Source organism: Leclercia tamurae (genome assembly GCF_025566055.1).
Lineage (GTDB): Bacteria > Pseudomonadota > Gammaproteobacteria > Enterobacterales > Enterobacteriaceae > Enterobacter > Enterobacter tamurae.
The window spans coordinates 55,243-78,602 of the sequence record NZ_JAMHKS010000064.1 but is presented as its reverse complement, the minus strand read 5'-3'; the positions used below and the strand labels follow the sequence as shown (position 1 = coordinate 78,602).

Annotated in this window: 24 protein-coding genes; 11 read left to right on the top strand and 13 right to left on the bottom strand. The window is 55.9% G+C overall.

Going from position 1 to position 23,360, the window contains the following annotated elements; all coding sequences use genetic code 11:
- Nucleotides 1-39: 39 nt before the first annotated feature.
- Nucleotides 40-795 (bottom strand): alpha/beta fold hydrolase, encoded by a 756-nt coding sequence (locus M8318_RS03890; protein ID WP_262661012.1) that lies wholly within the window; start codon nucleotides 793-795, stop codon nucleotides 40-42.
- Between the two features lie 125 nt (nucleotides 796-920).
- Nucleotides 921-1,094 (bottom strand): GhoT/OrtT family toxin, encoded by a 174-nt coding sequence (locus M8318_RS03885; RefSeq protein WP_106993544.1) that lies wholly within the window; start codon nucleotides 1,092-1,094, stop codon nucleotides 921-923.
- A 412-nt stretch (nucleotides 1,095-1,506) separates the two neighbouring features.
- On the opposite strand from M8318_RS03885, the gene M8318_RS03880 reads away from it, so the two are divergent.
- From M8318_RS03880 to M8318_RS03860, 5 genes are all read left to right on the top strand, one after another.
- Nucleotides 1,507-1,836, top strand: coding sequence for a DUF1971 domain-containing protein (locus M8318_RS03880; protein ID WP_262661011.1), 330 nt, complete (start codon nucleotides 1,507-1,509; stop codon nucleotides 1,834-1,836).
- 15 nt (nucleotides 1,837-1,851) lie between these two features.
- Nucleotides 1,852-2,034 (top strand): DUF1869 domain-containing protein, encoded by a 183-nt coding sequence (locus tag M8318_RS03875; RefSeq protein WP_059307860.1) that lies wholly within the window; start codon nucleotides 1,852-1,854, stop codon nucleotides 2,032-2,034.
- Between the two features lie 162 nt (nucleotides 2,035-2,196).
- A complete protein-coding gene (locus M8318_RS03870; RefSeq protein WP_262661010.1) occupies nucleotides 2,197-2,559 on the top strand; it encodes a GtrA family protein in 363 nt (120 codons plus the stop codon).
- Nucleotides 2,556-3,467 carry a glycosyltransferase family 2 protein gene (locus M8318_RS03865; RefSeq protein WP_262661009.1) on the top strand — a complete coding sequence of 304 codons (912 nt, stop codon included), beginning with the start codon at nucleotides 2,556-2,558 and terminating at the stop codon, nucleotides 3,465-3,467. The genes M8318_RS03870 and M8318_RS03865 overlap by 4 nt, the downstream gene beginning before the upstream one ends.
- A 5-nt stretch (nucleotides 3,468-3,472) precedes the next feature.
- Nucleotides 3,473-4,927 carry a glucosyltransferase domain-containing protein gene (locus M8318_RS03860; RefSeq protein ID WP_262661007.1) on the top strand — a complete coding sequence of 485 codons (1,455 nt, stop codon included), beginning with the start codon at nucleotides 3,473-3,475 and terminating at the stop codon, nucleotides 4,925-4,927.
- Between the two features lie 115 nt (nucleotides 4,928-5,042).
- On the opposite strand, the gene M8318_RS03855 is transcribed toward M8318_RS03860, so the two are convergent.
- The 8 genes from M8318_RS03855 to ymcF all read right to left on the bottom strand — a co-directional run bounded on the left by M8318_RS03855 (nucleotide 5,043) and on the right by ymcF (nucleotide 14,061).
- A complete protein-coding gene (locus tag M8318_RS03855) occupies nucleotides 5,043-6,491 on the bottom strand; it encodes a flagellin N-terminal helical domain-containing protein (protein ID WP_262661006.1) in 1,449 nt (482 codons plus the stop codon).
- Nucleotides 6,492-6,680: 189 nt separating this feature from the next.
- Nucleotides 6,681-8,105: an aminobutyraldehyde dehydrogenase gene (gene patD, locus M8318_RS03850; protein ID WP_262661005.1), complete on the bottom strand. Its 1,425-nt coding sequence runs from the start codon at nucleotides 8,103-8,105 to the stop codon at nucleotides 6,681-6,683.
- A 24-nt stretch (nucleotides 8,106-8,129) separates the two neighbouring features.
- Nucleotides 8,130-8,936: an ABC transporter permease gene (locus M8318_RS03845; RefSeq protein WP_262661004.1), complete on the bottom strand. Its 807-nt coding sequence runs from the start codon at nucleotides 8,934-8,936 to the stop codon at nucleotides 8,130-8,132.
- Nucleotides 8,926-9,864, bottom strand: a complete 939-nt coding sequence (locus M8318_RS03840) for an ABC transporter permease (RefSeq protein WP_408612160.1) — start codon at nucleotides 9,862-9,864, stop codon at nucleotides 8,926-8,928. The genes M8318_RS03845 and M8318_RS03840 overlap by 11 nt, the downstream gene beginning before the upstream one ends.
- Before the next feature lie 7 nt (nucleotides 9,865-9,871).
- Nucleotides 9,872-10,885 (bottom strand): ABC transporter ATP-binding protein, encoded by a 1,014-nt coding sequence (locus M8318_RS03835; RefSeq protein WP_262661002.1) that lies wholly within the window; start codon nucleotides 10,883-10,885, stop codon nucleotides 9,872-9,874.
- Between the two features lie 17 nt (nucleotides 10,886-10,902).
- Entirely contained in the window at nucleotides 10,903-12,048 is a 1,146-nt protein-coding gene (gene ydcS / locus M8318_RS03830) for a putative ABC transporter substrate-binding protein YdcS (protein WP_262661001.1), read from the bottom strand.
- A 292-nt stretch (nucleotides 12,049-12,340) separates the two neighbouring features.
- Nucleotides 12,341-13,759 (bottom strand): aminotransferase-like domain-containing protein, encoded by a 1,419-nt coding sequence (locus M8318_RS03825; RefSeq protein ID WP_262661000.1) that lies wholly within the window; start codon nucleotides 13,757-13,759, stop codon nucleotides 12,341-12,343.
- A gap of 113 nt (nucleotides 13,760-13,872) precedes the next feature.
- Complete coding sequence (gene ymcF, locus M8318_RS03820) at nucleotides 13,873-14,061, bottom strand: cold shock small protein YmcF (protein WP_106992970.1); 189 nt, start codon at nucleotides 14,059-14,061, stop codon at nucleotides 13,873-13,875.
- Nucleotides 14,062-14,435: 374 nt separating this feature from the next.
- Between ymcF and M8318_RS03815 the strand changes: the two genes are divergently transcribed.
- From M8318_RS03815 to M8318_RS03795, 5 genes are all read left to right on the top strand, one after another.
- Nucleotides 14,436-15,464 carry an LLM class flavin-dependent oxidoreductase gene (locus M8318_RS03815; protein ID WP_262660999.1) on the top strand — a complete coding sequence of 343 codons (1,029 nt, stop codon included), beginning with the start codon at nucleotides 14,436-14,438 and terminating at the stop codon, nucleotides 15,462-15,464.
- 228 nt (nucleotides 15,465-15,692) lie between these two features.
- A complete protein-coding gene (locus M8318_RS03810) occupies nucleotides 15,693-17,099 on the top strand; it encodes a cytochrome ubiquinol oxidase subunit I (RefSeq protein ID WP_262660998.1) in 1,407 nt (468 codons plus the stop codon).
- Nucleotides 17,099-18,109, top strand: coding sequence for a cytochrome d ubiquinol oxidase subunit II (gene cydB / locus M8318_RS03805; protein WP_262660997.1), 1,011 nt, complete (start codon nucleotides 17,099-17,101; stop codon nucleotides 18,107-18,109). Before M8318_RS03810 ends, cydB begins: the two co-directional genes overlap by 1 nt.
- On the top strand, nucleotides 18,109-18,237 hold the full coding sequence (locus tag M8318_RS03800; protein WP_106992974.1) for a DUF2474 domain-containing protein: 129 nt from the start codon (nucleotides 18,109-18,111) through the stop codon (nucleotides 18,235-18,237). The genes cydB and M8318_RS03800 overlap by 1 nt, the downstream gene beginning before the upstream one ends.
- 151 nt (nucleotides 18,238-18,388) lie before the next feature.
- Nucleotides 18,389-18,619, top strand: a complete 231-nt coding sequence (locus M8318_RS03795; protein WP_262660996.1) for a YncJ family protein — start codon at nucleotides 18,389-18,391, stop codon at nucleotides 18,617-18,619.
- On the opposite strand, the gene M8318_RS03790 is transcribed toward M8318_RS03795, so the two are convergent.
- Both M8318_RS03790 and M8318_RS03785 read right to left on the bottom strand, forming a co-directional pair.
- The gene (locus M8318_RS03790; protein WP_262660995.1) at nucleotides 18,620-20,584 is read right to left on the bottom strand and encodes a peptidase U32 family protein; all 1,965 of its coding nucleotides are present in this window, start codon (nucleotides 20,582-20,584) and stop codon (nucleotides 18,620-18,622) included. It abuts the gene before it with no gap.
- Nucleotides 20,585-20,664: 80 nt separating this feature from the next.
- Nucleotides 20,665-21,192, bottom strand: coding sequence for a helix-turn-helix domain-containing protein (locus M8318_RS03785; protein WP_262660994.1), 528 nt, complete (start codon nucleotides 21,190-21,192; stop codon nucleotides 20,665-20,667).
- A gap of 89 nt (nucleotides 21,193-21,281) precedes the next feature.
- Between M8318_RS03785 and M8318_RS03780 the strand changes: the two genes are divergently transcribed.
- Entirely contained in the window at nucleotides 21,282-22,448 is a 1,167-nt protein-coding gene (locus M8318_RS03780; protein WP_262660993.1) for a benzoate/H(+) symporter BenE family transporter, read from the top strand.
- On the opposite strand, the gene M8318_RS03775 is transcribed toward M8318_RS03780, so the two are convergent.
- Entirely contained in the window at nucleotides 22,428-23,300 is an 873-nt protein-coding gene (locus M8318_RS03775; protein ID WP_262660992.1) for a helix-turn-helix domain-containing protein, read from the bottom strand. The two genes, M8318_RS03780 and M8318_RS03775, sit on opposite strands and share 21 nt — an antisense overlap.
- Nucleotides 23,301-23,360: the final 60 nt, after the last annotated feature.

Genomic DNA, 23,360 nt, shown 5'->3' with positions numbered 1-23,360 from the left:
TGTAGGCCGGATAAGGTGCTTGCACCGCATCCGGCAACTTCACCGCTGGATACAATCAGCCAACGCCTTCGCCAGCGCCGACGGGTTTTCCCACGACATCGAATGTCCGGCATCGGGGATGATTTTTACCTCAACCCCTTGCTGACGCATCTCATCAAGATCAGGATCGGGCAGCGAAAGCTCGCCAAAAATCAGCCATACCGGACAAGTTAATTGCAGATAACGCGCGCTCCAGCTGGGCTGTACGCCTTTAACCAGACTCGCTGCACCACGCCACACCGCCCAGGGAGCATTGCTTTGCAGGCATCCTTTCCAGGGTGAAGTTTCAGCCTCCAGCATGGCCTGATATCCGGTACTGACAAAATCCTCTTCCGTCCGGGCGGCAATATTCCGGCTAAACGCGCCACCGCCGGCATGGAAATTGGGTTCGGACACGATCAGGCCCAGCAGACGATTACCGGCCAGTTCTGCCGTTTCGATCGCAATGCTGCCGCCCATGCTGTGCCCGTACAACCAGAATGATGTTATAGCTAAATGATTGAGCAGTTCGATGACCACCTGCGCCTGGGCTGAAGTTTGATAGCTGTAGGTCTCAGGCTTATCGCTGTAACCGCTGCCGGGCAGATCGATAAGAATGGCCCGGCGGGAACCGAACTGAGGGTCGCAGACGATACGGGGATATTCGTAAGAAGAGGCACAGCCGAGCCCGTGAATAAATATCAGCGGTTCGCCGTGTCCGGGAAAATCCTGCCAGCGCACAGCGCAGCAAGCCTGTTGAGAATAAAAGCTGTTCATTAGCACTCCTTTTCAGATGACTGTTTATTTATACAGTTCATCGCAAAGGAATACCATTGCCAGATTTTGTAGGCCGGATAAGGTGCTTGCACCGCATCCGGCAAAAAGTCGCGCAGGGGCGGCTTTTAGAAGAGAGAGATTAGTAGCGCAACCGGGAAACTCATCGGCCAGGTGGAGCCCACCAGAAAGGCGCTCAGGAAGCGGATGCGTTTGCGATCTTTAGAGAGAAACCAGGTGATAAGCGCACAGATGGTTGCCATGATAGCGTAAAACATTAACATTTTCTGGTACAACGTCATCTCATTCACCCAATCTGCTGTTCAATAACCGCGCGCAATATGCGGCAAATGTTGAACCAGATCAAGTTTTTTGTTACATATTAGCCACATATATTTTATGGTTACTAACAATTGAGTAGCTTTAGCTACATCTCTGGCGTGACGCTTTAAACTAAAAGGGCCGCACTATGCGGCCCTGATTTCCGGGACTACTTCTTCACCGGCTGAGGCTTTTTATTCCCCGAGTCGGGTACTTTACGGGATTTGTCTTTATCGACGTGTAGCATAAGACTCTCCTTTATGGCCTTCGGAATGAGTAAGTATAGCCCAACTGAGGAGTACTACTTTAAAGCCGCATTTTAAATGCACTTTCTGGTAAGTCCCGGTTGGCGATCCGTGCTGTAATATCCTCACTTTTTATAAGGAGGACGTTATGCTGCGTATTCCGCAAAGTTGTATTCACACCCGTTCCACCCCATTCTGGACCAAAGAGACCGCCCCGCCGGGGATTTTTAAACGCCATCTCGATACCGGGACGCAGCCCGGCGTCTATCCGCGCCTCAGCGTGATGCAGGGTGCGGTGCGTTATCTCGGCTATGCTGACGAAACCTCGCCCGAGCCCGACAGCGTGCTGGTCATTGAGGCCGGGCATTTCGGCGTATTCCCGCCTGAACGCTGGCACCACATCGAAGTGATGACCGACGATACGTATTTCAATATCGACTTTTTTGTTGAACCCGACGTACTGAGAAGTCGCAAATAGAGAAGGAGTAACATCATGGGCAAAGCAACTTATACCGTCACCGTGACCAACAACAGCAACGGCGTTTCGGTGGATTACGAGACGGACGCCCCGATGGAGCTGATGATCCCGGACGTCGCCGCTCAGGTGGTGAAAGACCTGGTGAATACGGTGCGCGCATACGACACAGAGAATGAGCACGAGGTGTGCGGCTGGTAATCTGAAGCAGCGACGTCATGGTCGCTGCTTTTTTAGCAATTTATCCTCTTCCTCCCCTTAAACGCCACGGTTTGCGTAGTCCCTGTCATTTGTCCTGACTATCGATCAGGTTCCAGATAGATGCTAAACTCCCCTACCTCTCAGAATTAACTGATTTATATAATGTTAAAGCTTTTTGCTAAATACGCTTCGATCGGCATTATCAACACGCTACTTCATTGGATTGTGTTCGCGGCATGCGTTTACATCTGGCATACCAATCAGGCCCTGGCAAACTTTGCTGGCTTCCTTGTGGCCGTCAGTTTTAGCTTCTTTGCTAACGCTAAATTTACCTTCGGTACGCATACCACAACTCTGCGTTACATGCTTTATGTCGGATTTATGGGGACGTTAAGCCTTGCCGTTGGATGGGCAGCAGATGAATCCGGGATGGCCCCGATCATGACCCTGGTTGTTTTCTCCGCAATCAGTCTGGTGTGCGGTTTCATCTATTCTAAGTTCATTGTGTTTAGGGATGATAAATGAAAATTTCGCTGGTTGTTCCTGTCTTCAATGAAGAAGACGCAATACCACTCTTTTATAAAGCGGTTCGCGAGTATGACGAACTCAAAAAATATGACGTTGAAATAGTCTTTATAAATGATGGGAGTAAAGACGCTACTGAGTCAATTATTAACGCGCTTGCGATTTCGGATCCTCTTGTTGTTCCGCTTTCATTTACGCGAAACTTTGGCAAAGAACCCGCGTTGTTCGCCGGGCTTGACCATGCAACGGGTGAAGCCATTATCCCTATTGACGTCGATCTCCAGGACCCCATTGAGGCCATTCCGTTAATGGTTGAAAAATGGCAAGCTGGTGCTGACGTCGTGCTGGGAAAACGCTCTGATCGTTCCACTGATGGTAGATTGAAACGTAAAACGGCTGAGTGGTTTTACAAGCTGCATAATAAAATCAGCACCCCAAAAATTGAAGAGAATGTGGGCGATTTCAGATTAATGTCTCGCCAGGTTGTAGAAAATATAAAGTTATTACCAGAACGCAACTTGTTCATGAAAGGTGTTCTTAGTTGGGTCGGTGGCCGCACTGAAGTCGTTGAATATGCTCGTGCCGACCGCGTTGCCGGAAGCACCAAATTCAACGGTTGGAAACTCTGGAACCTTGCTCTTGAAGGGATAACCAGTTTTTCGACTTTCCCGTTACGCGTATGGACATATATAGGTCTGGTTGTTGCGAGTCTTTCATTTGTTTATGGCGCATGGATGATCGTTGATACTCTGGTGTTTGGTAACCCAGTGCGCGGCTATCCATCACTGCTGGTTTCTATTTTATTTTTGGGGGGAGTACAGTTGATTGGTATTGGTGTGCTTGGTGAATATATTGGGAGAATATACATTGAATCCAAAGGCCGACCAAAATATATTTTGCGGAAATAATATACATGTTAAATAACGTAAGAAACTATTTTCTCGCAATGGCGGCTTTCTTACTACCGACATTGCTGGCTAACACCTACTACATTGATGACAACGGTCGTTCAATCGAGGGCTATTATAACTGGGGGATCGATGGACGTCCTCTGGCTGAAGGCGTTATGAAATGGATAATGCTTAAAGGCGGCAGCGTTGATCTGTTCCCTTTAAATATCATTATTTCTTGCCTGGCGCTTGCAGTGGCTTTTTCGGTGTTACGAGCATTTTTAGATAAAGGTGTTAGCCTTTCAAAATGGACCTTCCCGTTACCCTTACTGATTGCATTTAATATTTTTTATATGGAGCCATCCTATTATAGATTTGACTCCATCACGATTTCACTTTCCATAGCGTTAAGTGTTTTGGCTTCGATCTACGTTCTCAGAGGGAAATGGGATTATTTAACAACGACAGCGGCGACTATCGCTACACTGAGCCTTTATCAAACGTCAGTGAATATAATAATGTTATTGTCGGTAGCGAACGCTGTCTTGCTGGCGGTTAAAACAGAAAATTTTGCTGCGATATTTAAAGCATTGGTGGTCAAGGGCCTCGCGGTCGCATCCGGTGCGATAATTTACTTTGCGGTGATCTTGCCACGTTATGTGATCGCTTCTCATGGCGCTGATCATCCTGGGGTCAATCTGTCGACTGCATTTTCCAATCTGTATGTTAACTTCGTTTCGATAATTAATATTATCGCCTCCTTGATCTCGCTTAAACATGGTATAGCCGTACTGGCATCCGTTTTCGCTCTGGCTATAGTATCTTGCTTAGTCATTGCCTGGCGCTTGAGACATAATGGTGTGATGTTATCTGTTTTTATCGCACTTTCGCCATTTGTCTGCCTCATCTTAATGCCTGGCGTTTCTCTTACGCTTGACAATATACTTTCCTCACCTCGCATCTATACGTCATTTGGCGCGATGCAATATTTTTGCTTTGCCGTGTTTTATTTTGCGCTTCCTCAGAAAGCAAAGCTTGCATCATTAATTTGTGTGCCGTTCCTGATCTTCCCGATGATAGTGAATTACGCGTATGGTAACGCCATGAAAGCGCAGGATGCCAGGAACCTTCAAACGCTTAATGAGATTGGCGATGCAACGGGCGTTTCCGAAAGCAGGATCAAACTCATCTTCAATGGCGACTACCCTTACGCCCCGGTGACGGAAAATACGCTCTCGTCATTTCCAGTGTTACGCACACTCATTCCCAACTACTTTACTAACTGGTGGTGGAGCTTTCAGTTCATGCGCAGAAATGGCTATAGTTATGATTTTCCTGCCGGGAAAGATGTTTCTTATGCTGTTAATGAACTCAATATTTGCAATGACTCTGATATAAAAAAAACAAGAGACTTCAATGCCTATGTCAAAAATGGCTTTGCACTGATTGATTTTACGAAAACGAGCTGTAATCAGTGAGGCATCCGCTTTTTCAGTGGTTACAGAAATAAAATTGTTGAAGCCCCTTTGTAGGGGCTTTTTATTATATACCGGTAAATAATATCAATTCAGGATTGAGTTTAAGCACTGAAAGTTACATTTTGAGCAGTTCAAGCACCGTCTGCGGCACCTGATTCGCCATTTTCAGGGCCGCATTCTGGCTCTGTTCCAGGATCTGCGCCCGGGCAAGCTGGCTGGCCTCGGCGGCGTAGTCGGCATCCTGAATGCGGCTGCGGGCCGTTTGCAGGGAGATGCTCTGCTGGGACAGCACCGCCTTACTGGATTCGAACCGATTGATCGCCGCGCCATACTGCGCGCGATAGCCACTCACCTTCTCCAGCGCGGCATCCAGTAACCCCATGCACTTGCGAGCGCCCGCCTCGGTGATCATGTCGGTATTGTCCAGTTGCAGCGTCTTCAGATCTGTCGGCGTTGGCTCGATGGTCGTGGACTGCATGGCTTCGCCGAAATTGGCGCTGGTCACTATCTCAACGGGGCGGCTCTGCTTCGGCGGAACCGCCGGGGTGATCGTCGGGGTCGGCAAGGTTCCCCAGGTAATATTGCTGGTAAAGGAGCCGCTTCCGACCACCATCACCAGCAAATCTTCCGTAACGGTATCCAGCGTAACGCGCTCAATGCGGTTTGAGCCGTTAGCGCCGTCGTTCCAGGCTCCGGAGGCCACATCTTCATAGCGATCCCCATCCCCGCTGTAGGTAATGGTCATCCCGTTATAGTTGAGCGTTTCACCGCTGAGGCTCCAGCTGGCTCCGCCAGAAATCAGCTGCGAGTCCTCATACACCGCTCCGCTGTCGAATCCGTTTTTGGCCGTCAGCACCGAAGCGGTGGCTTTGGCACCATCGGTTATGCCACGGCTGACCCAGGTATAATCCGCGTCCGGGCCGGATAAAGGCGTGCCCGCGAGGTGTTTGCCATCCCGGGTAAATATCTGCAGATCGTCATCCAGACCCAGCGAATCAATGGTAATGCTGATATTGAGCGACCCGGCGGGAATATAGGCCAGCGGAATAATACCGGAACTGAAAGAATAATCAGTTCCGGCCACGGGGAATTTACGGTCCAGCGGTGCAACATCGCCAATTAATTGCGGCGGTAATACCGGTTTATCCGTTGCCAGCGGATATTGACCAAATATTTCCGTTTGCTCAGAGACTTGAGTTATCGTCCCGAGGATCTGCTGATACTCCTGGTTGATACTGTTGCGGTCAGACTGCGATAACGTGCCAGTTGCCGCCTGAATGGCCAGACTTTTGGCTCTGATCAGCATAGCGCCGATATCGCTCAGACTCCCTTCTGCCGTCTGCGCCAGGCTTATCGCGTCATCCAGCCCACGGGAAATCACCCCATCCGCATTAATGTTGGCGGTCATGCGGTTGGCAATCGCCTGCCCGGCTGCGTCATCCTTCGCGCTGTTAATACGCAAGCCGGACGACAGCCGTTCAATGGTCTGGGACAGTAAAGTACTGTTAGTATTCCGGGACTTAAGCGAGAGCCCGGCAATCTCGTTATGATTAATTGCAAGCATGGTCAGGGCGATTTTATTATGGATTTACTTCGGTATCGGCGGCGTAGCGATTTAATTTAGGGTAATAGTTAAAAAAAGCTGACGATATATTCTCGCGGGAATTTAAAAGATAAATATTTAATATATTCACTGAAAGAATATATTAAATCACCGCCGGTCAGTTCCTGCTGAACCGGCGGTGAGGCGTTATCAGTGTTTAAACATCACGTGCCTGACCACGGTGTAATCCTCCAGACCATACACCGACATATCTTTGCCGTAGCCCGACATCTTCATCCCGCCGTGAGGCATTTCACTCACCAGCATAAAGTGGGTGTTCACCCAGGTGCAGCCATACTGCAGGCGGGCGCTGATCCGGTGCGCGCGCCCCACATCCTGCGTCCAGACCGAGGAGGCCAGCCCGTACTGGGATTCATTTGCCCAGTCCAGGACCTGATCCTCATCGTCAAATTCGGTGACGCTGACCACCGGGCCAAACACCTCCCGCTGTACGATCGCGTCCTCCTGCTTCGCGCCTGCCAGCAGGGTCGGCTGGAAGTAATAGCCTTTGCCGTCGTGCTTGCTGCCACCGGCGATCACCTGCACATGCCCCAGGGCTTTGGCCTCATCCACCGCTTTACATACCCGGTCAAGGTGCGCCTGCGAGCTTAGCGGGCCGAGTTCGGTGCTCTCATCATCCGGGGCACCGATCTTCAGGCTGGCGACTGCGGCACCCAGTTTTTCCACCAGCTTCGTGTAAATGCCTTTTTGGGCGTAGATGCGACAGGCGGCAGTGCAGTCCTGCCCGGCGTTGTAGAAGCCGAAGGTGCGTACCCCCTCCACCACCGCGTCAAGGTCAGCGTCATCAAAGACGATCACCGGCGCTTTGCCGCCCAACTCCATATGAGTGCGCTTAATGGACGAGGCGGTATGACCGATGATGTGTTCCCCGGTGGCGATAGAGCCGGTGAGCGACACCATCCGCACCTTTTCATGCCCGGTCAGCGGATCGCCGACCGTTTTACCTCGCCCGAACAGCACGTTAAGCACCCCGGCAGGGAAAATTTCTTTTGCCAGCTCCGCCAGCTTGAGAGCGGTGAGCGGCGTGATTTCAGAAGGTTTAAGCACCACGCAGTTCCCGGCGGCCAGCGCCGGGGCCAGCTTCCAGGCCGCCATCATCAGCGGATAGTTCCAGGGTGCAATCGAGGCGACAACGCCCACCGGGTCGCGGCGGATCAGCGAGGTGTGCCCCTCAAGATACTCTCCCGCCGCCGAGCCGTGCAGGGTGCGCGCCGCCCCGGCAAAGAAGCGAAAGACGTCCGCTATCGCCGGAATTTCATCTCCCAGTACGCAGTGCAGCGGTTTGCCGCAGTTTTGTGACTCCAGCCGGGCCAGCGTGTCGGCATTGGCTTCGATGGTGTCGGCCAGTTTGAGCAGGCACTCGGCGCGGCTTTTCGGCGTGGTACGTCCCCACTCGGTAAAGGCCTGGTCGGCGGCCAGCACGGCAGCATCGACCTGTTCGGCAGAGGCTTCGGCGATCTCCAGCAGTACCTCGCCGGTCGCCGGGTTATAGACCGGCTGCTTTTCCCCTTCGCCGTTGACCAGTTCACCATTAATCAGCAGTTGCGTTTGCATAGTATTGTCCTGTTGAAATCAACGTTATTTCCCGCTGCCGGCAATGGTTTCGCCGTCACGGGTGAGCCACCAGGCCCCCAGAATGGGTATCGCGGTCACCAGCATTACCAGCAGGGCCACCACGTTGGTCACCGGGACATCGCGCGGGCGGCCGAGCTGGTTTAACAGCCACAGCGGCAGGGTGCGCTCATGTCCGGCGGTAAAGGTCGTGACGATGATCTCGTCGAACGACAGCGCGAAGGCCAGCATTCCCCCCGCCAGCAGCGCCGAGCCCAGATTGGGCAGCACCACGTAGCGGAAGGTTTGCCAGCCGTTAGCCCCCAGATCCATTGACGCTTCCACCAGGCTCCACGAGGTGCGCCGGAAACGGGCAATCACATTATTGAACACCACCACCACGCAGAATGTGGCATGACCGAGAATGATGGTGAAGAAACCAGGCTCCAGGTTGATGGTCTTGAACGCCGTCAGCAGCGCCAGGCCGGTGATGATCCCCGGCAGGGCAATCGGCAGGATCAGCATCAGTGACACCGCGTTCTTACCAAAGAACTCCCGCCGCCATAACGCCGCGGCCGCCAGGGTGCCCAGCACCAGCGCAATAACCGTTGAGAGCGCAGCAATTTTTAGTGACAACGTCACCGCTTCGATGATGTCGCTGCGCCCCGCCGCCGCGCTGAACCACTTCAGCGTCAACCCCTGGGGCGGAAAACTGAACGCGGCGTCCTCAGTATTGAAAGCATAGATGGCAATAAATAGCAGCGGAAAGTGGAGAAAGATCACCCCGCCCCAGGTGGCAATTTTGAGAAACAGTGGCGCGCGTTCAGAGTGCATCAAACGCTCCCAGGCGCTTCACGAACGCCAGATAGACAGTGATGAGAACAATGGGAACCAGCGTAAAGGCGGCCGCCATCGGCATATTGCCGATCGCACCCTGCTGGGAATACACCATCTGCCCGATAAAGTACCCCGGCGGGCCCACCAGCTGCGGGACGATAAAGTCGCCCAGCGTCAGGGAGAAGGTGAAGATCGACCCGGCGGCAATGCCCGGTATCGCCAGGGGAAGCACCACGTAACGGAAGGTCTGCCGCGGGCGAGCCCCTAGATCTGCAGAAGCCTGCAGCAGCGACGGCGGCAGTCGCTCAAGCGCCGCCTGCACCGGCAGGATCATAAACGGCAGCCAGATATAGACGAACACCAGAAAACGTCCCAGCCCGGAGGTGGAGAGCGTACTGCCGCCGATGCCGGGCACCGTCAACAGCGAGGTCAGCACCCCTTCCAGCCCCATATGGCTGAGAAACCACTGTGCCACGCCGTCTTTGGCCAGCAGCAGCGTCCAGGCGTAGGCTTTAACGATATAGCTGGCCCACATCGGCAGCATCACCGCGATGTAGAAGAAGGCTTTCCACTTCCCGCGGGTGTAGCGCGCCATATACCAGGCCATCGGGAAAGCGAGGATCGCGCTGCCGATAGTCACGGCGATCGCCATCGTCAGGGTTCGCAGGATGATGTCGTAGTTGGCGGGGTTAAACAGGGCGCGGATGTTGGCGAAGGTCAGGTCTGGCGTCACCGACATGGTGAAGTCATCGAAGGTATAGAACCCCTGCCAGAGCAGGGCAAACAGCGACCCCAGATAGACGATGCCAAACCACATCAGCGGGCCGAGGAGAAGTAAGAACAGCCCCAGGGCCGGTCTGCGCCAGAACAGCGCCGACACGCGGCCCAAAAGGCCGTGCGATGCCGGAGGAGGCGAAACGCTCATGTCCATATCACCCCTCCTCATGCAGCGGCACCATGGCGTCGCGCGCCCAGGAGGCGGTCACCATTTGCCCGGGCTCCACGCCTGCTGCCAGCACGGAACCGGTAAGGTTCGCCTGGCTCACCAGCAGCTTTTCCCCCTCGGCAAGGCGTAGCTCGTAACGGGTGGCGGCCCCCTGGAACTGCACGGCCTGTACCCGGCCCTGAACCTGGATTTCCCCCTCCCCGTCGAGGCGGATATGCTCCGGGCGCAGGGAGTAACTCCCCGTCAGGCCGCAGACGCGCTGCGCCAGGGCGTCAGTAAAGACGTTCGAGGTACCGACAAAACTAGCCACAAACGGCGTGCGTGGGCGCAGATAGAGTTCGCGCGGGGTATCCACCTGCTCGATTCGTCCGTTGTTGAACACCGCCACCCGGTCCGACATCGACAGGGCTTCGCCCTGATCGTGGGTGACGAAAATAAAGGTGATGCCCAGCTCCTGCTGCAGTTTTTTCAGTTCAAATTGCATCTGCTCGCGCAGCTTCAGATCCAGCGCCCCGAGGGGTTCATCCAGCAGCAGCACCCGGGGCTGATTGACCAGCGCCCTTGCAATCGCCACCCGCTGACGCTGGCCGCCGGAGAGCTGCGAGGGTTTGCGTGCCTCGGCGAAACTAAGGCCGACTTTATCCAGGGCTTCCCGCGCCTGGGCCTGACGGGTGGTTTTGTTGATCCCTTTGACCATCAGCCCGTAGGCCACGTTTTCGAGGATCGACATGTGGGGAAACAGGGCGTAGTCCTGAAAGACGGTGTTAACGTCGCGCTCCCAGGGCGGGAGTACGCTGGCGTCTTTGCCAAAGATCGAGAGGCTGCCACCGCTCAGCTGTTCGAAACCGGCAATCAGGCGCAGGCAGGTGGTTTTGCCGGAGCCCGAAGGCCCCAGCATCGAGAAAAACTCCCCGTCACGGATGCGGATCGTCACCCTGTCCACCGCACGCACGTCCCCATACAGACGCGAGACATCGTTAAACTCTACTGCGTACGTCATAATCCGCTCCCTGGCGCTTAACGACCGCCCATGATGGCGATGTAGTCCTGCACCCAGCGGCTGTAAGGCACAAATTTGCCGCCGTTAGCGACAGGCGTTTTCCAGAACATGATTTTGTCGAAATAGCTGTAGCCGTTGGTTTCACAGCCTTTGTCGCCCAGCAGGGTGCTGGCTTTACAGCCTTCCGCCACCACCGGCAGTGAACCAAACCATGCCGCCAGATCGCCCTGCACTTTCGGCGTCAGGGACCAGTTCATCCACTTGTAGGCGCACATCGGATGTTTGGCGTCGGCATGGAGCATGGTGGTATCCGCCCAGCCCGTTACTCCCTCTTTCGGGAAGACGGTGCCAATCGGCTGATTCTCGCCTTTCAGGGCGTTGGCCTGATACGGCCAGGCGCTGGAGGCGACCACCCCTTCGTTCTTGAAATCACTCATCTGCACGGTGGTGTCGTGCCAGTAGCGGTGGATAAGCGGACGCTGATCTTTCAGTACTTTCACTACCGCCGCGTACTGCGCCTCCGTCAGCTGATAGGGATCGGTGATCCCCAGATCGGGCTGGGTGGCTTTGACGTACAGCGCCGCATCGGCGATGTAGATCGGGCCATCGTAGGCCTGCACCCGCCCTTTGTTGCTTTTGCCGTCCGGAAGGTTTTGCTCTTTAAACACCACGGCCCAGCTGTCAGGCGGGGTCGGGAAAGTTTTGGTGTTGTACATCAGCAGGTTTGGCCCCCACTGATACGGCGTGCCGTAAGCCTTGCCGTCGACGTTAAACCACTCTCCTTTGACGATCCGCGGGTCAATGGTTTTCCAGTTGGGGATCAGGTCGGGGTTAATGGGCTGAACGCGTTTGCCCATGATCAGACGCAGGGAGGCGTCGCCGGAGGCGGTCACCAGGTCATAACCGCCTTTCGCCATCAGGCTGACCATCTCATCGGAGGTGGCGGCGGTTTTGACGTTCACTTTGCAGCCAGTCTCTTTTTCAAAAGCGGTAACCCAGTCGTAGGCTTTATCGGTCTCGCCGCGCTCGATGTAGCCCGGCCAGGCAATAATATCCAGCCGCCCTTCGCCCTGACCGATCTCTTTTGGCGGCTCAGCCGCTTGCGCAGTCAATACCGTCATGCCGAGCGCGCACAGGCTGCTACGGGCAAATTTTTTGCTCATACCTGGTACTCCTGTCGTAATGAAATCAGAAGGCAGCCGTGCCGGTAGAATATCTCCTTAATTAAACGTAGACCGCGCTATTGCCGCGCACCCGGCGGGCTGCAGAAATTTCACCAGGTTGTGACCGGGGGCGCATTCCCCGGTAAGTGGATTATAGACAAGGGGTTAGCTGGCGCGGGGGTTATGCATATTTCCTATGAGCGATAATAAAAAAACGCCGCAAATTAATTGCGGCGTTATTAACGGGATAAGAAACAATTATTCAGGCGTGGTGTTCAATAGCGAGAAAATACTATTTTTTCCCTTTCAACATAGCGCTAATTATTTGCGCTAACTGGATCACCGCCTGCTCTTCCCGCTCTCCCCAGGCCCAGGAGGTATTGAAGCGGAAAAACGGCGTCCAGGTATCGGAGGTGGAGAACATTTTGCCCGGGGCAATGCTGATGTGATGTTCCAGCGCCCGGGCGCTAAGCTCCCCGGCATCCAGCGGCGCGGGCAGCTCCAGCCATAAGAAGTAGCCGCTGTCGCTGTGGTGAATCTTCACCTCGGCGGGCAGATGGCGCAGCAGGGCCTGCCACGCCTGTTGTTTACGTTCCGCCAGCGTGCGGCGCAGGCGTCTGAGGTGGGCGTCGTAGCGTTTGGTGGCGAGATAATCCACCAGCGCCAGCTGCATCGGGGAACTGGTGGATAAGGTGCTCATCAGCTGCAACTGTTGAATGCGGCGGGCATGTTTCCCGGCAGCCACCCAGCCAATACGGAACCCGGCGACCAGACATTTCGAGAAAGAGGAGCAGTGCAACGTCATGTCGCTGCGATCCCAGGCTTTCGCCGGGAGCGGTTTTTCACGTCCGTAGTAGAGCTCGCTGTATACATCATCCTCGATCAGGGTGACGTTATGTTCGGTGAGCAAGGCGATAAGCTGCGCCTTTTTGTCAGCGCTCAGGGTGAAGCCCAGCGGATTCTGGCCGTTGGTCATTAACCAGCAGGCTTTCACCGGATAGTCGTTCAACGCCTGGGCCAGCGCGTTGAGATCGATCCCCTCGCGCACGTCGGTGGCCACCGACAGCGCCTTGAGTTTCAGACGTTCCAGAGCCTGTAACGCCCCGTAGAAACAGGGGTTTTCGACGATCACCCAGTCGCCCGGCTCGGTAACCGCCTGCAGGCTGAGGTTCAGCGCTTCGAGGGCCCCGGCGGTAATCACAATTTCATCCGGGGAGATGTTCATCCCCTGCTGGGCATAGCGGCGGGCAATGGCATGACGCAAATCGACGTTGCCCGGCGGCAGATTCTCGATGACGCTCATGGCGGTGGCAGTTTTACTGACATTGGCCAGAGAGCGGTTCAGCTGTTGTAAGGGGAAGAGACGCGGATCGGGAAAGGCCGAGGCAAAAGGCACCACCGAGGGATCGCGGCTGGCCTGCAACACATCGAAGATATAGGTGTTGATATCCACCGCTTCATCGCGCATCACCTGCGCTGGCGGCATCGGCTGCTGCCCGGTGGGACGGGCCGCCACGTAGTAACCTGATTGCGGGCGCGCGACAATGCGCCCCTGGCTCTCCAGCATCTGATACGCGTGACCGACGGTCATAAAGCTCATTCCGCTGCTGGTCACCTGCTCACGCAGGGAGGGCAGCTTATCGCCGGGCTGCCAGACACCGAGCTCGATCTGCGAAATGATTTGCTGCGCCAGGCGCTGGTATTTTTTCATCGGGTTCTCCTTGCTGCATCACAGTGTATATCAGCAGGAGAAAAAAGGCAGGATTAATAAACTGTTATAGATAGTAGTGAGGATTTCAGCAGGCGTGACGGCGCCCGACTGACTTACTTACGAAACTCAAACGGCACCTGACGCGCATGGCGGGAGGCCGCTAAATGATCCAGCGTGATCATCGAGGATTTGCAGAAAATGCACTTCGCACCGAGTGGATTTTTTTCAGACACGTCGAAAGCGGAAGTACGGAACTGCGAACCATGACAGCATGGGCAACGAAAATGGATATGTGAACTCATGTAAATCTCCTGAACGTAAAAACGTCAAATACTAAATTGGGCCTTAGCGGCATTAGAGGTCTGAGACAAAAACTAATCAGAGCGTTCAGAGCGTAAAGAAAAAACCCAAGAGAGGCTGCGGAGAGGCACAACGTGTTGAGAGATGCTTTAAGGGACTGCGACGGATATTCTTTTGGCATTCAAACCGAAAATCCATTTACGCACAACCGGTGGAAGGATGCAAGCGCTTTTTAAAGATAAAATTCTGTGCTTTAGCCAGCTCTCTTTGTTATCGGTCAAATTATTTGATGGCTTCTGTGAAATAAAGCCCATTTTCATTCTCCGGGCAATCCGTAAAGTAAAGGCCATGCTCATGTAAACAAGGATAACCCGACATGAAAAAGATCGGCTTTTTGTCATTTGGTCACTGGACGCCGTCGCCGCAGTCGGGCACCCGTACCGCCGCCGACGCACTGCTGCAATCCATCGATCTGGCGGTAGCCGCCGAAGAGCTGGGCGCAGATGGCGCTTACTTCCGCGTGCACCACTTTGCTCGCCAGCTCGCCTCCCCTTTCCCGCTGCTGGCGGCGATTGGCGCGAAAACCAGCAAGATTGAGATCGGCACCGGCGTTATCGATATGCGCTATGAAAATCCGCTCTATATGGCAGAGGATGCGGGTTCTGCTGATTTAATTTCCGGCGGACGTTTGCAGCTGGGGATCAGCCGTGGCTCTCCGGAACAGGTGATCGATGGCTGGCGCTACTTTGGTTACGTGCCAGGCGAAGGTGAAAACGAGTCTGATATGGCGCGTCGCCACACCGAAGTGCTGTTAGACGCCCTGCGCGGCGAAGGGTTTGCCAAACCCAATCCGCAGCCGATGTTCCCTAACCCGCCGGGCCTGCTGCGCGTTGAGCCGCACGCCGAAGGGCTGCGGGATCGGATCTGGTGGGGGGCGGGTTCGAACGCCACCGCCGTGTGGGCCGCGAAGCTGGGGATGAACCTGCAAAGCTCAACCCTGAAGGACGACGAAACCGGCGAGCCTTTCCACATCCAGCAGGCAAAACAGATCCGTGCCTACCGGGAAGCCTGGGCCGAGGCAGGACATACCCGCACACCGCGTGTCTCGGTCAGCCGCAGCATCTTTGCCCTGATGGACGATCGCGATCGGATGTACTTCGGCTCCAGCCGTAACGAAAGCGACAGCGTAGGGTATCTGGATGAGAAAACCCGTGCCATTTTCGGCCGCAGCTATGCCGCCGAACCTGACAAGCTGATTGCTCAGCTGAAACAGGACGAAGCGATTGCCGAAGCGGATACGCTGTTACTCACCGTGCCGAACCAGTTGGGCGTGGAGTATAACGTGCATGTGATTGAGTCGATTCTGAAGCATGTTGCACCCGCTATGGGCTGGCGCGGCGAATAAGCATTACGCCGGGTGGCGGCTGACGCCTTACCCGGCCTACTAACTGCCTGCCCCGTAGGCCCGTGCAAGCGTAGCGCCGCCGGGCATTAGGTCGTTGGACTATAACACTCCCTGATAATTCGCCTCTTTCATAAAACTGTTATAGCTAAATTCCCCTTTACTGTCTCTGATACTCGACTTCCCGCCCCTTTACCATAACAGCCACACCGTTTTACCCTGAGGTTGTGCATGTTTGGTTTAGATGCGTTTCACCTGGCGAGGATCCAGTTTGCTTTTACTGTCTCCTTCCACATTATTTTCCCGGCGATCACCATTGGCCTCGCCAGCTATCTGGCGGTGCTGGAGGGGTTATGGCTGAAAAGCAAAAACCCCGTCTGGCGGTCGCTGTACCATTTCTGGTCGAAGATCTTCGCCGTCAATTTTGGCATGGGCGTGGTCTCCGGGCTGGTGATGGCCTACCAGTTTGGCACCAACTGGAGTGGTTTTTCCCAGTTTGCCGGGAGCATTACCGGCCCGCTGTTGACCTATGAAGTATTGACTGCCTTCTTCCTCGAAGCGGGTTTTCTCGGCGTGATGCTCTTCGGCTGGAACAAAGTCGGACCGGGGCTGCACTTCTTTGCCACCTGCATGGTCGCGCTGGGCACCATCATTTCGACCTTCTGGATCCTCGCCTCCAATAGCTGGATGCAGACCCCGCAGGGCTTTGAGATTGTCAACGGTCAGGTGGTGCCGGTGGACTGGTTTGCAGTGGTGTTTAACCCCTCCTTCCCGTATCGCCTGATGCACATGTCGATTGCCGCGTTTCTCAGTAGCGCCCTGTTTGTTGCGGCCTCGGCGGCGTGGCACCTGCTGCGGGGCAATAACACCTCCGCCATCCGCCGCATGTTCTCCATGGCGCTATGGATGACGCTGATCGTCGCCCCCATTCAGGCGATGGTCGGGGATATGCACGGCCTGAACACCCTGGAACATCAGCCCGCCAAAATCGCCGCCATCGAAGGTCACTGGGAGAACCCGCCCGGCGAACCTACACCGCTGCTGCTGTTTGGCTGGCCGGATATGGAGCAGGAACGCACCCGCTACGGTCTGGAGATCCCGGCGCTCGGCAGCCTGATCCTCACCCACAGCCTCGATAAGCAGGTTCCGGCGCTGAAAGCGTTCCCGAAAGAGGATCGGCCCAACTCCACCATTGTCTTCTGGTCGTTCCGCATTATGGCCGGGCTGGGGATGTTGATGCTGTTGCTGGGCACCGTCGCCCTGTGGCTGCGCTATAAGCAGCGGCTCTACCACTCCCGGCCTTTCCTGTGGTTTGCCCTGCTGATGGGACCATCGGGATTAATTGCCATTCTCGCCGGATGGGTGACTACCGAAGTGGGCCGTCAGCCGTGGGTCGTCTACGGTCTACAACGTACCAAAGATGCGGTATCAGCCCATGGCGATCTGCATATGAGCGTCAGCCTGCTGGCCTTCATTGTGGTCTACACCTCGGTGTTTGGCGTCGGCTACAGCTACATGGTGCGCCTGATTAAAAAGGGGCCGCAGGAAGACGAGACCTTCCCGACCGAAGACGATGGCCGCCCGGCGCGCCCGCTCTCGGCCGCAAACGCTGAATTTACTACCAAGGAGACTCCATAATGGGTATCGATCTCTCCCTGATCTGGTTTGTGATAATCGTCTTCGCCACCCTGATGTACATCGTGATGGACGGGTTTGATTTGGGTATTGGCATTCTGTTTCCCGCCATCCAGGACGCGGACGACCGGGATGTGATGGTCAACAGCGTCGCCCCGGTGTGGGACGGGAACGAAACCTGGCTGGTGCTGGGTGGAGCGGCACTGTTTGGCGCGTTTCCGCTGGCCTATGCGGTGATCATCGATGCCCTGACCATCCCGCTGACCTTAATGCTGATCGGGCTGATTTTCCGCGGCGTGGCCTTTGAGTTCCGCTTTAAGGCCACACCCGCGCACCGGCCCTTCTGGGATAAAGCCTTTATCGGCGGCTCGGTGCTGGCCACCTTTACCCAGGGCATGGTGGTGGGAGCGGTGATCAACGGCTTTACGGTCAGCGGACGCGCCTTTGCCGGCGGTCCGTTCGACTGGTTCACGCCGTTCAACCTGTTCTGCGGTCTGGGGCTGGTGGTGGCCTATGCCTTTTTAGGCGCCACCTGGCTGGTGATGAAAAGCGAAAACCCGCTGCAGGGGCGGATGCGGCAGGTATCGAAACGTCTGTTGCTGGCGCTGCTGGGAATTATTGCAGTTATCAGCATCTGGACGCCGCTCTCCCAGCCCGCCATTGCCGACCGCTGGTTTAGCCTGCCGAACCTCTTCTTCCTGCTGCCGGTTCCGGTGCTGGTGGTGGCGCTGGGCCTGTGGCAGTGGCGCAGCCTGACTAACCCGCGCAGCCACCATCTGCCGTTCGTGTTGACCCTTGGGTTGATCTTTCTCGGCTTTAGCGGGCTGGGGATCAGCATCTGGCCGCATATCATTCCGCCGTCGATTACCCTGTGGCAGGCAGCAGCGCCGCCGCAGAGCCAGGGCTTTATGTTAGTGGGGGCGTTGTTCATTATCCCGATCATCCTTGTCTACACTTTCTGGAGTTATTACGTGTTTCGCGGCAAAGTCCAGCCTGGGGAGGGCTATCACTGATGAATCAACCTGTCTGGAAACGTCTGATGTGGATGGTGATTATTTGGGGCGGTAGCGTGCTGGCGCTGACGCTGGTGGGGATGTTCTTCCGCGTGCTGATGACCGCAGCGGGATTCAAGGCGCACTGAATAGTCTTAACCCTCTCCCTGAAAGGGAGAGGGAACAGTCCGTGTAGATATACCTAATCTGACAAAACCTTTCCTCCATTTGAAAAAGCGAATAATAACTCAACGTAACTATCGGCATGATGGCCGCTCAACGTAACCGGGTGGTGGCAAGATGTTTACAAAAACGTTATCGATAGTGATGCTGACCTGCGCGCTTTTTTCCGGTCAGCTGATGGCAGGACACAAGGGACATGCGTTTTTTTGGGTGAAGAACGTGGATCAACAGTTACGTCATGAAGCCGACAGCGATGAGCTGCGTGCGGTGGCGGAAGATTCAGCAGAAGGTTTGCGCGAACACCACCACTGGCAGAAGTCGCGCAAACCGGATACTCACTTTCGTTAATTAACTGCCTTTACGCTTCGGCAGCGTTTTCAGCAGATCGTCAGGGCTGACGGAAGCCACAACGCTGCCCGGCTGCGGCATTTTGAAGATGTGGTTTTTCATCTTGCCGATGACGTGCATTTCGCACGGACGGCAGTCGAACTTCAGGGTTAACACTTCATCGCCATTCACCAGCTGCATCGGGGTAGCCTTCCAGCTCTTGATGCTGCCCTTCGCCTGCTTCGGACAGAGGTTAAAGGCGAAGCGCAGACAGTGCTTGGTGATCATCACCGGCACGTCGCCCTTCTCTTCGTGCGCTTCATAGGCGGCATCGATCAACTCAACGCCATAGCGCTGATAGAAGGCCCGCGCTTTATGGTTGTAGACGTTCGCCAGGAATGAGAGGTGCGTTTCCGGGTAGACCGGCGGCGGTACGGAGACTGGTTTGCGGCTGCCGCGCGGGTAATTCGCCAGACGGGCTTCGTCGAGCATCTCAGCGGTTTCACGGCGGAACTGGTTCAACAGGCTGTTCGGGATAAACAGCGCATCTGCCAGATTGACCTGAATGTCCCGGGCGTAATAAATCGTCTGACCCAGCTTTGCCACCCCGTCTTTCAGACTGGTCAGCGCTTTTTCGGCGTTATTGGCGACCTCGAACATCCCGTCCAGGGTATGGGTCACACTGATACCATCTTCACAGGTCATAGTGAGGATCAGCTGCTCCTCCCAGCCGCCCAGCTCAATGTCCACCGCGATACGACGCTCGCTGGAGGTTTTCGTCAGCGCCTGCTGCCAGTTATGGTCGAGGTTGCGGTTCAGCGCCGCATTTGGGCGGGCCTTATACATGTCGGCAGGCATTTCGTTCGGCCAGACGCGGTAGCGGTTTTCACCGATTTTTTCCACCGTATTGGCGCGGAAGCCCACCACTTCACGTTTGATCATCACGTTCAGGCCATCACCATTGGCCAGCGGCTCGGTCACTTCCACGTCGAGATACTCTTTCGTCACCTTGAGCACTTCCCCTACCGGCAGGCCGATAAACTTCGGGGAGTCGAAGGCGCCGATGTCATCTTTACGCGCATTCACAAAGTAGTCGGTGCTGCCGCGGTGGAAGGTCTTGTCAGTGGACGGAATAAAGAAGTGCTCGGTGCGCCCGGCTGAGCTGCGCGCCAGGCCGCCGCGATCCTCAATAATCGCATCCAGCATCTGACGATAGTGGGCGGTGATGTTCTTCACGTAGCTCATGTCTTTGTAGCGCCCTTCAATCTTGAAGGACTGCACGCCGGCGTCGATCAGCGCGCCAAGGTTGGCGGTCTGGTCGTTGTCTTTCATCGACAGAAGGTGTTTATCGAAAGCCACCACGCGGCCCTGATCGTCTTTCAGGGTGTACGGCAGACGGCAGGCCTGAGAGCAGTCGCCACGGTTGGCGCTGCGCCCGGTCTGGGCATGGGAGATATTGCACTGTCCGGAGTAGGCCACACACAGGGCGCCGTGGATAAAGAACTCGATGGTGGCGTCGGTCGCCTGGCGTATGTCGCGGATCTGATTGAGGTTCAGCTCGCGCGCCAGCACGATCTGGGTAAATCCGGCATCCGAGAGGAACTTCGCTTTCTCCACGCTGCGGATATCGCACTGGGTACTGGCGTGCAGCTCAATCGGCGGGATATCCATTTCGAGGACACCCATATCCTGGACGATCAGCGCATCAACGCCGGTCTGATACAGGTCGGTAATCAGACGCTGCGCGGGCTCCAGTTCATCATCATGAAGAATGGTGTTCAGGGTCACGAACACCTTCGCCCCGAAACGGTGGGCGAACGGCACCAGATCGGCGATATCGCGCAGGCTGTTGCTGGCATTATGGCGGGCGCCAAATCCAGGGCCGCCGATATAGACCGCATCGGCACCGTGAAGGATCGCTTCACGGGCAATGGCGGCGTCACGAGCCGGGCTTAAGAGTTCAAGATGATGGGATGGCAGGCGCATACTTCGTCGTTATCCGTTATGGTCAAAATGGCGGCTATTGTAGTCAGAAGTATGGGCCAGTGAAACAGTTTTGCGTGCCTTTAGCGGGGATAATGGATCAGCGAGTGAAAGTGCACCGTCTGGCCGCTGCGGTTGCGGTAGGCGTGCGGTTTATCTCCGGCAAAACGCAGGCCGGTATCGGGGGCCAACGTCTGCCAGATGCCGTCGATCTGCATCTCCAGCTCACCGCTGATCACCACCACATGCTCAATCACCCCGGCTTCGTGCGGCGTGGATTCACTAAGCGCCCCCGGCGCGAGGGTAATTGAGAAGTGGTCATACTTCAGCATATCGTCCCAGGGGAACAGCGGTTTGACCACCATCGCCTGCTGCTGGGGGTCAAACAACGGCGGGCTCTCCGCTTCGGGGCTGATAAAGGTGGAGAACGGTACGTTCAGACCGGTGGCGATCTTCCACAGCGTCGAGACCGTCGGGCTGGATTCGTTGCGTTCCACCTGGCCGAGCATCGCTTTCGACACCCCGGTCTCTTCGGCCAGCTTCGACAGGCTCCAGCCGCGGGCCTGACGCAGCGTTTTCAGTGTGATGGCAAGATGTTGTGTGATGTCCATGGTCCCTCCCGTTGCCGCGAGTGTAGCACTTGTATGCTATAACGCACAGTGATACATTCTCGGCTGTTATAACGCACAACGGAGTTCCCATGCGCCCACCCTCGCTCACCTTTCCCACCCTGTTATCGGGTTTTGTTGCCGTTCTGGTGGGCTACGCCAGCTCTGCGGCCATCATCTGGCAGGCCGCGGCGGCGGCAGGTGCAACGGCACCACAGATCGCTGGCTGGATGACGTCACTGGGGATCGGCATGGGGATCAGCACCCTGGCGCTGTCGTGGTGGTATAAAGCGCCGGTGCTCACCGCCTGGTCGACGCCCGGTGCCGCCCTGCTGGCGACCAGCTTGCAGGGCGTGACGCTGTCAGAGACCATCGGCATCTTTATCTTTGCTAATGCCCTGATCCTGATTTGCGGCATCAGCGGTCTGTTCGCCCGGCTGATGAAAATCATCCCCCATTCGCTGGCAGCGGCGATGCTGGCGGGCGTTCTGCTGCGCTTTGGTTTGCAGGCCTTCAGCAACCTCGAGGGGCATCTGCTGCTATGCGGGAGTATGCTGCTGGCCTGGCTGGTGACCAAAGCCTTTGCGCCGCGCTATGCGATCGTCGCGACCCTGCTGGTGGGCAGCGTGGTGGCGGCCCTCAAAGGTGACGTTGTCACGGACAGATTAACCTTCGCGGTGGTAATGCCGGAATTTATCGCCCCGACCTTTAACCTGACCACGCTAATCAGCATCGGTCTGCCCTTCTTCCTGGTCACCATGGCCTCACAGAATGCGCCGGGATTCGCCACGATTAAAGCCTCCGGTTATCCGGTAGCGGTATCGCCGCTGATGGTCTTTACCGGCGGGCTGGCGCTGCTGCTGTCGCCATTTGGGGTCTACTCGATCTGCATTGCGGCAATCACCGCCGCCATCTGTCAGAGCCCTGATGCGCATCCGGATGCCAGCAAGCGCTGGCTGGCCGCGGCGGCGGCGGGTGTTTTTTACCTGCTGGCAGGGATTTTCGGCGGTTCGATTAGCGGGCTGATGGCGGCCCTGCCGTTAAGCTGGATCCAGACCCTGGCGGGGCTGGCGCTGCTGGGCACCATCGGCGGTAGTCTGCATCAGGCGCTGCACAATGAAGCTGAACGCGATGCTGCAATCGTGACGTTTCTGCTCACCGCCAGCGGCGCAACCCTTGCCGGGATCGGCTCGGCGTTCTGGGGATTGGTGGCGGGCGGCATCTGCTACGCCCTGCTGTTACGCACCCGACGCGCGTAGCTGGGACGGCGTCAGCCCGGTGGCGACGCGAAAGCGGTTGCTGAAGTGGCTGGCGGAGCTGAATCCGCACGCCAGGGCGATCTCCGTCAGCGGCTGGCGGGTGTAGCGCACCAGCGTTTTGGCCTTCTCCATCCGCCGCTGCATCACATACTGGTGAGGTGCCATCTGCATCGACTGCCGGAACATGCGGGCAAAATGAAACTCGCTTAACGTCGCCTGCGCCGCCAGATCCGCCAGGGTCAGCGGCTGGGCCAGGTTCTCTTCGATAAACCCGAGCACGTTGCGCAGCACAAAAGGCGACAGGCCGCCCGTGACCGTTGGCAGCGTCCACTGCACGTTGCTGTAACGCTGCACCAGATGGGTCAGTAGCAGCGTCGAGGCGGTACTCAGGGTGAGCTGATTGGCAGGCTGCTGCCAGTCGCAACCGAGGATAAAATGGCGGTACAGGGCAGTAATGCTGGCGTCGTTGCCAAACAGATTTTCGTCGAGGGTGAAGCTATAAGGGCTTTTGTCCCAGATCTGCTCCCCGACGCTGCGCAGGTGGTCATCGGTGCAGTAGAGGTGGATAAACGACAGATCGTCGCGAATATCCCAGCTTGACTCGCTCTCTTTCGGCATCAGACAGAAACGGTCCGGGCCGCCGCCGTTTTTCCAGCCCGCAGAGGTTTTGTGATAACTCTCGTAGCCGTCGGCGATATAGAGACTCAGGGTATGGTGATCGCAATATTGCGTGATGGTGTCGCGTTTATTTGACCAGGCCGCCAGCTGGATACCCGAATTCAGCGCCACGGCATTGTGCAATACCGCTTTATGCTTGCGCAGATTTTCAAAGGCACCGTACATCTCAGCCATAGCGACTCACACCCTGATAAATAAGAACCATTGAGTCTAAAAAGATCTTCCCTTCAGTGC

What these genes read in the sequence shown, in the direction of transcription:
- M8318_RS03815 (WP_262660999.1), top strand. Translation starts at nt 14,436, where the DNA reads ATGAAAAAGATCGGCTTTTTGTCATTTGGTCACTGGACGCCGTCGCCG.
- M8318_RS03880 (WP_262661011.1), top strand. Translation starts at nt 1,507, where the DNA reads ATGCTGCGTATTCCGCAAAGTTGTATTCACACCCGTTCCACCCCATTC.
- M8318_RS03775 (WP_262660992.1), bottom strand. Translation starts at nt 23,300, where the DNA reads ATGGCTGAGATGTACGGTGCCTTTGAAAATCTGCGCAAGCATAAAGCG.
- patD (WP_262661005.1), bottom strand. Translation starts at nt 8,105, where the DNA reads ATGCAAACGCAACTGCTGATTAATGGTGAACTGGTCAACGGCGAAGGG.
- M8318_RS03845 (WP_262661004.1), bottom strand. Translation starts at nt 8,936, where the DNA reads ATGCACTCTGAACGCGCGCCACTGTTTCTCAAAATTGCCACCTGGGGC.
- M8318_RS03800 (WP_106992974.1), top strand. Translation starts at nt 18,109, where the DNA reads ATGAATCAACCTGTCTGGAAACGTCTGATGTGGATGGTGATTATTTGG.
- M8318_RS03790 (WP_262660995.1), bottom strand. Translation starts at nt 20,584, where the DNA reads ATGCGCCTGCCATCCCATCATCTTGAACTCTTAAGCCCGGCTCGTGAC.
- M8318_RS03840 (WP_408612160.1), bottom strand. Translation starts at nt 9,864, where the DNA reads ATGAGCGTTTCGCCTCCTCCGGCATCGCACGGCCTTTTGGGCCGCGTG.
- M8318_RS03870 (WP_262661010.1), top strand. Translation starts at nt 2,197, where the DNA reads ATGTTAAAGCTTTTTGCTAAATACGCTTCGATCGGCATTATCAACACG.
- ymcF (WP_106992970.1), bottom strand. Translation starts at nt 14,061, where the DNA reads ATGAGTTCACATATCCATTTTCGTTGCCCATGCTGTCATGGTTCGCAG.
- M8318_RS03860 (WP_262661007.1), top strand. Translation starts at nt 3,473, where the DNA reads ATGTTAAATAACGTAAGAAACTATTTTCTCGCAATGGCGGCTTTCTTA.
- M8318_RS03785 (WP_262660994.1), bottom strand. Translation starts at nt 21,192, where the DNA reads ATGGACATCACACAACATCTTGCCATCACACTGAAAACGCTGCGTCAG.
- M8318_RS03885 (WP_106993544.1), bottom strand. Translation starts at nt 1,094, where the DNA reads ATGACGTTGTACCAGAAAATGTTAATGTTTTACGCTATCATGGCAACC.
- ydcS (WP_262661001.1), bottom strand. Translation starts at nt 12,048, where the DNA reads ATGAGCAAAAAATTTGCCCGTAGCAGCCTGTGCGCGCTCGGCATGACG.
- M8318_RS03795 (WP_262660996.1), top strand. Translation starts at nt 18,389, where the DNA reads ATGTTTACAAAAACGTTATCGATAGTGATGCTGACCTGCGCGCTTTTT.
- M8318_RS03780 (WP_262660993.1), top strand. Translation starts at nt 21,282, where the DNA reads ATGCGCCCACCCTCGCTCACCTTTCCCACCCTGTTATCGGGTTTTGTT.
- M8318_RS03865 (WP_262661009.1), top strand. Translation starts at nt 2,556, where the DNA reads ATGAAAATTTCGCTGGTTGTTCCTGTCTTCAATGAAGAAGACGCAATA.
- M8318_RS03875 (WP_059307860.1), top strand. Translation starts at nt 1,852, where the DNA reads ATGGGCAAAGCAACTTATACCGTCACCGTGACCAACAACAGCAACGGC.
- M8318_RS03835 (WP_262661002.1), bottom strand. Translation starts at nt 10,885, where the DNA reads ATGACGTACGCAGTAGAGTTTAACGATGTCTCGCGTCTGTATGGGGAC.
- M8318_RS03855 (WP_262661006.1), bottom strand. Translation starts at nt 6,491, where the DNA reads ATGCTTGCAATTAATCATAACGAGATTGCCGGGCTCTCGCTTAAGTCC.
- M8318_RS03890 (WP_262661012.1), bottom strand. Translation starts at nt 795, where the DNA reads ATGAACAGCTTTTATTCTCAACAGGCTTGCTGCGCTGTGCGCTGGCAG.
- M8318_RS03810 (WP_262660998.1), top strand. Translation starts at nt 15,693, where the DNA reads ATGTTTGGTTTAGATGCGTTTCACCTGGCGAGGATCCAGTTTGCTTTT.
- cydB (WP_262660997.1), top strand. Translation starts at nt 17,099, where the DNA reads ATGGGTATCGATCTCTCCCTGATCTGGTTTGTGATAATCGTCTTCGCC.
- M8318_RS03825 (WP_262661000.1), bottom strand. Translation starts at nt 13,759, where the DNA reads ATGAAAAAATACCAGCGCCTGGCGCAGCAAATCATTTCGCAGATCGAG.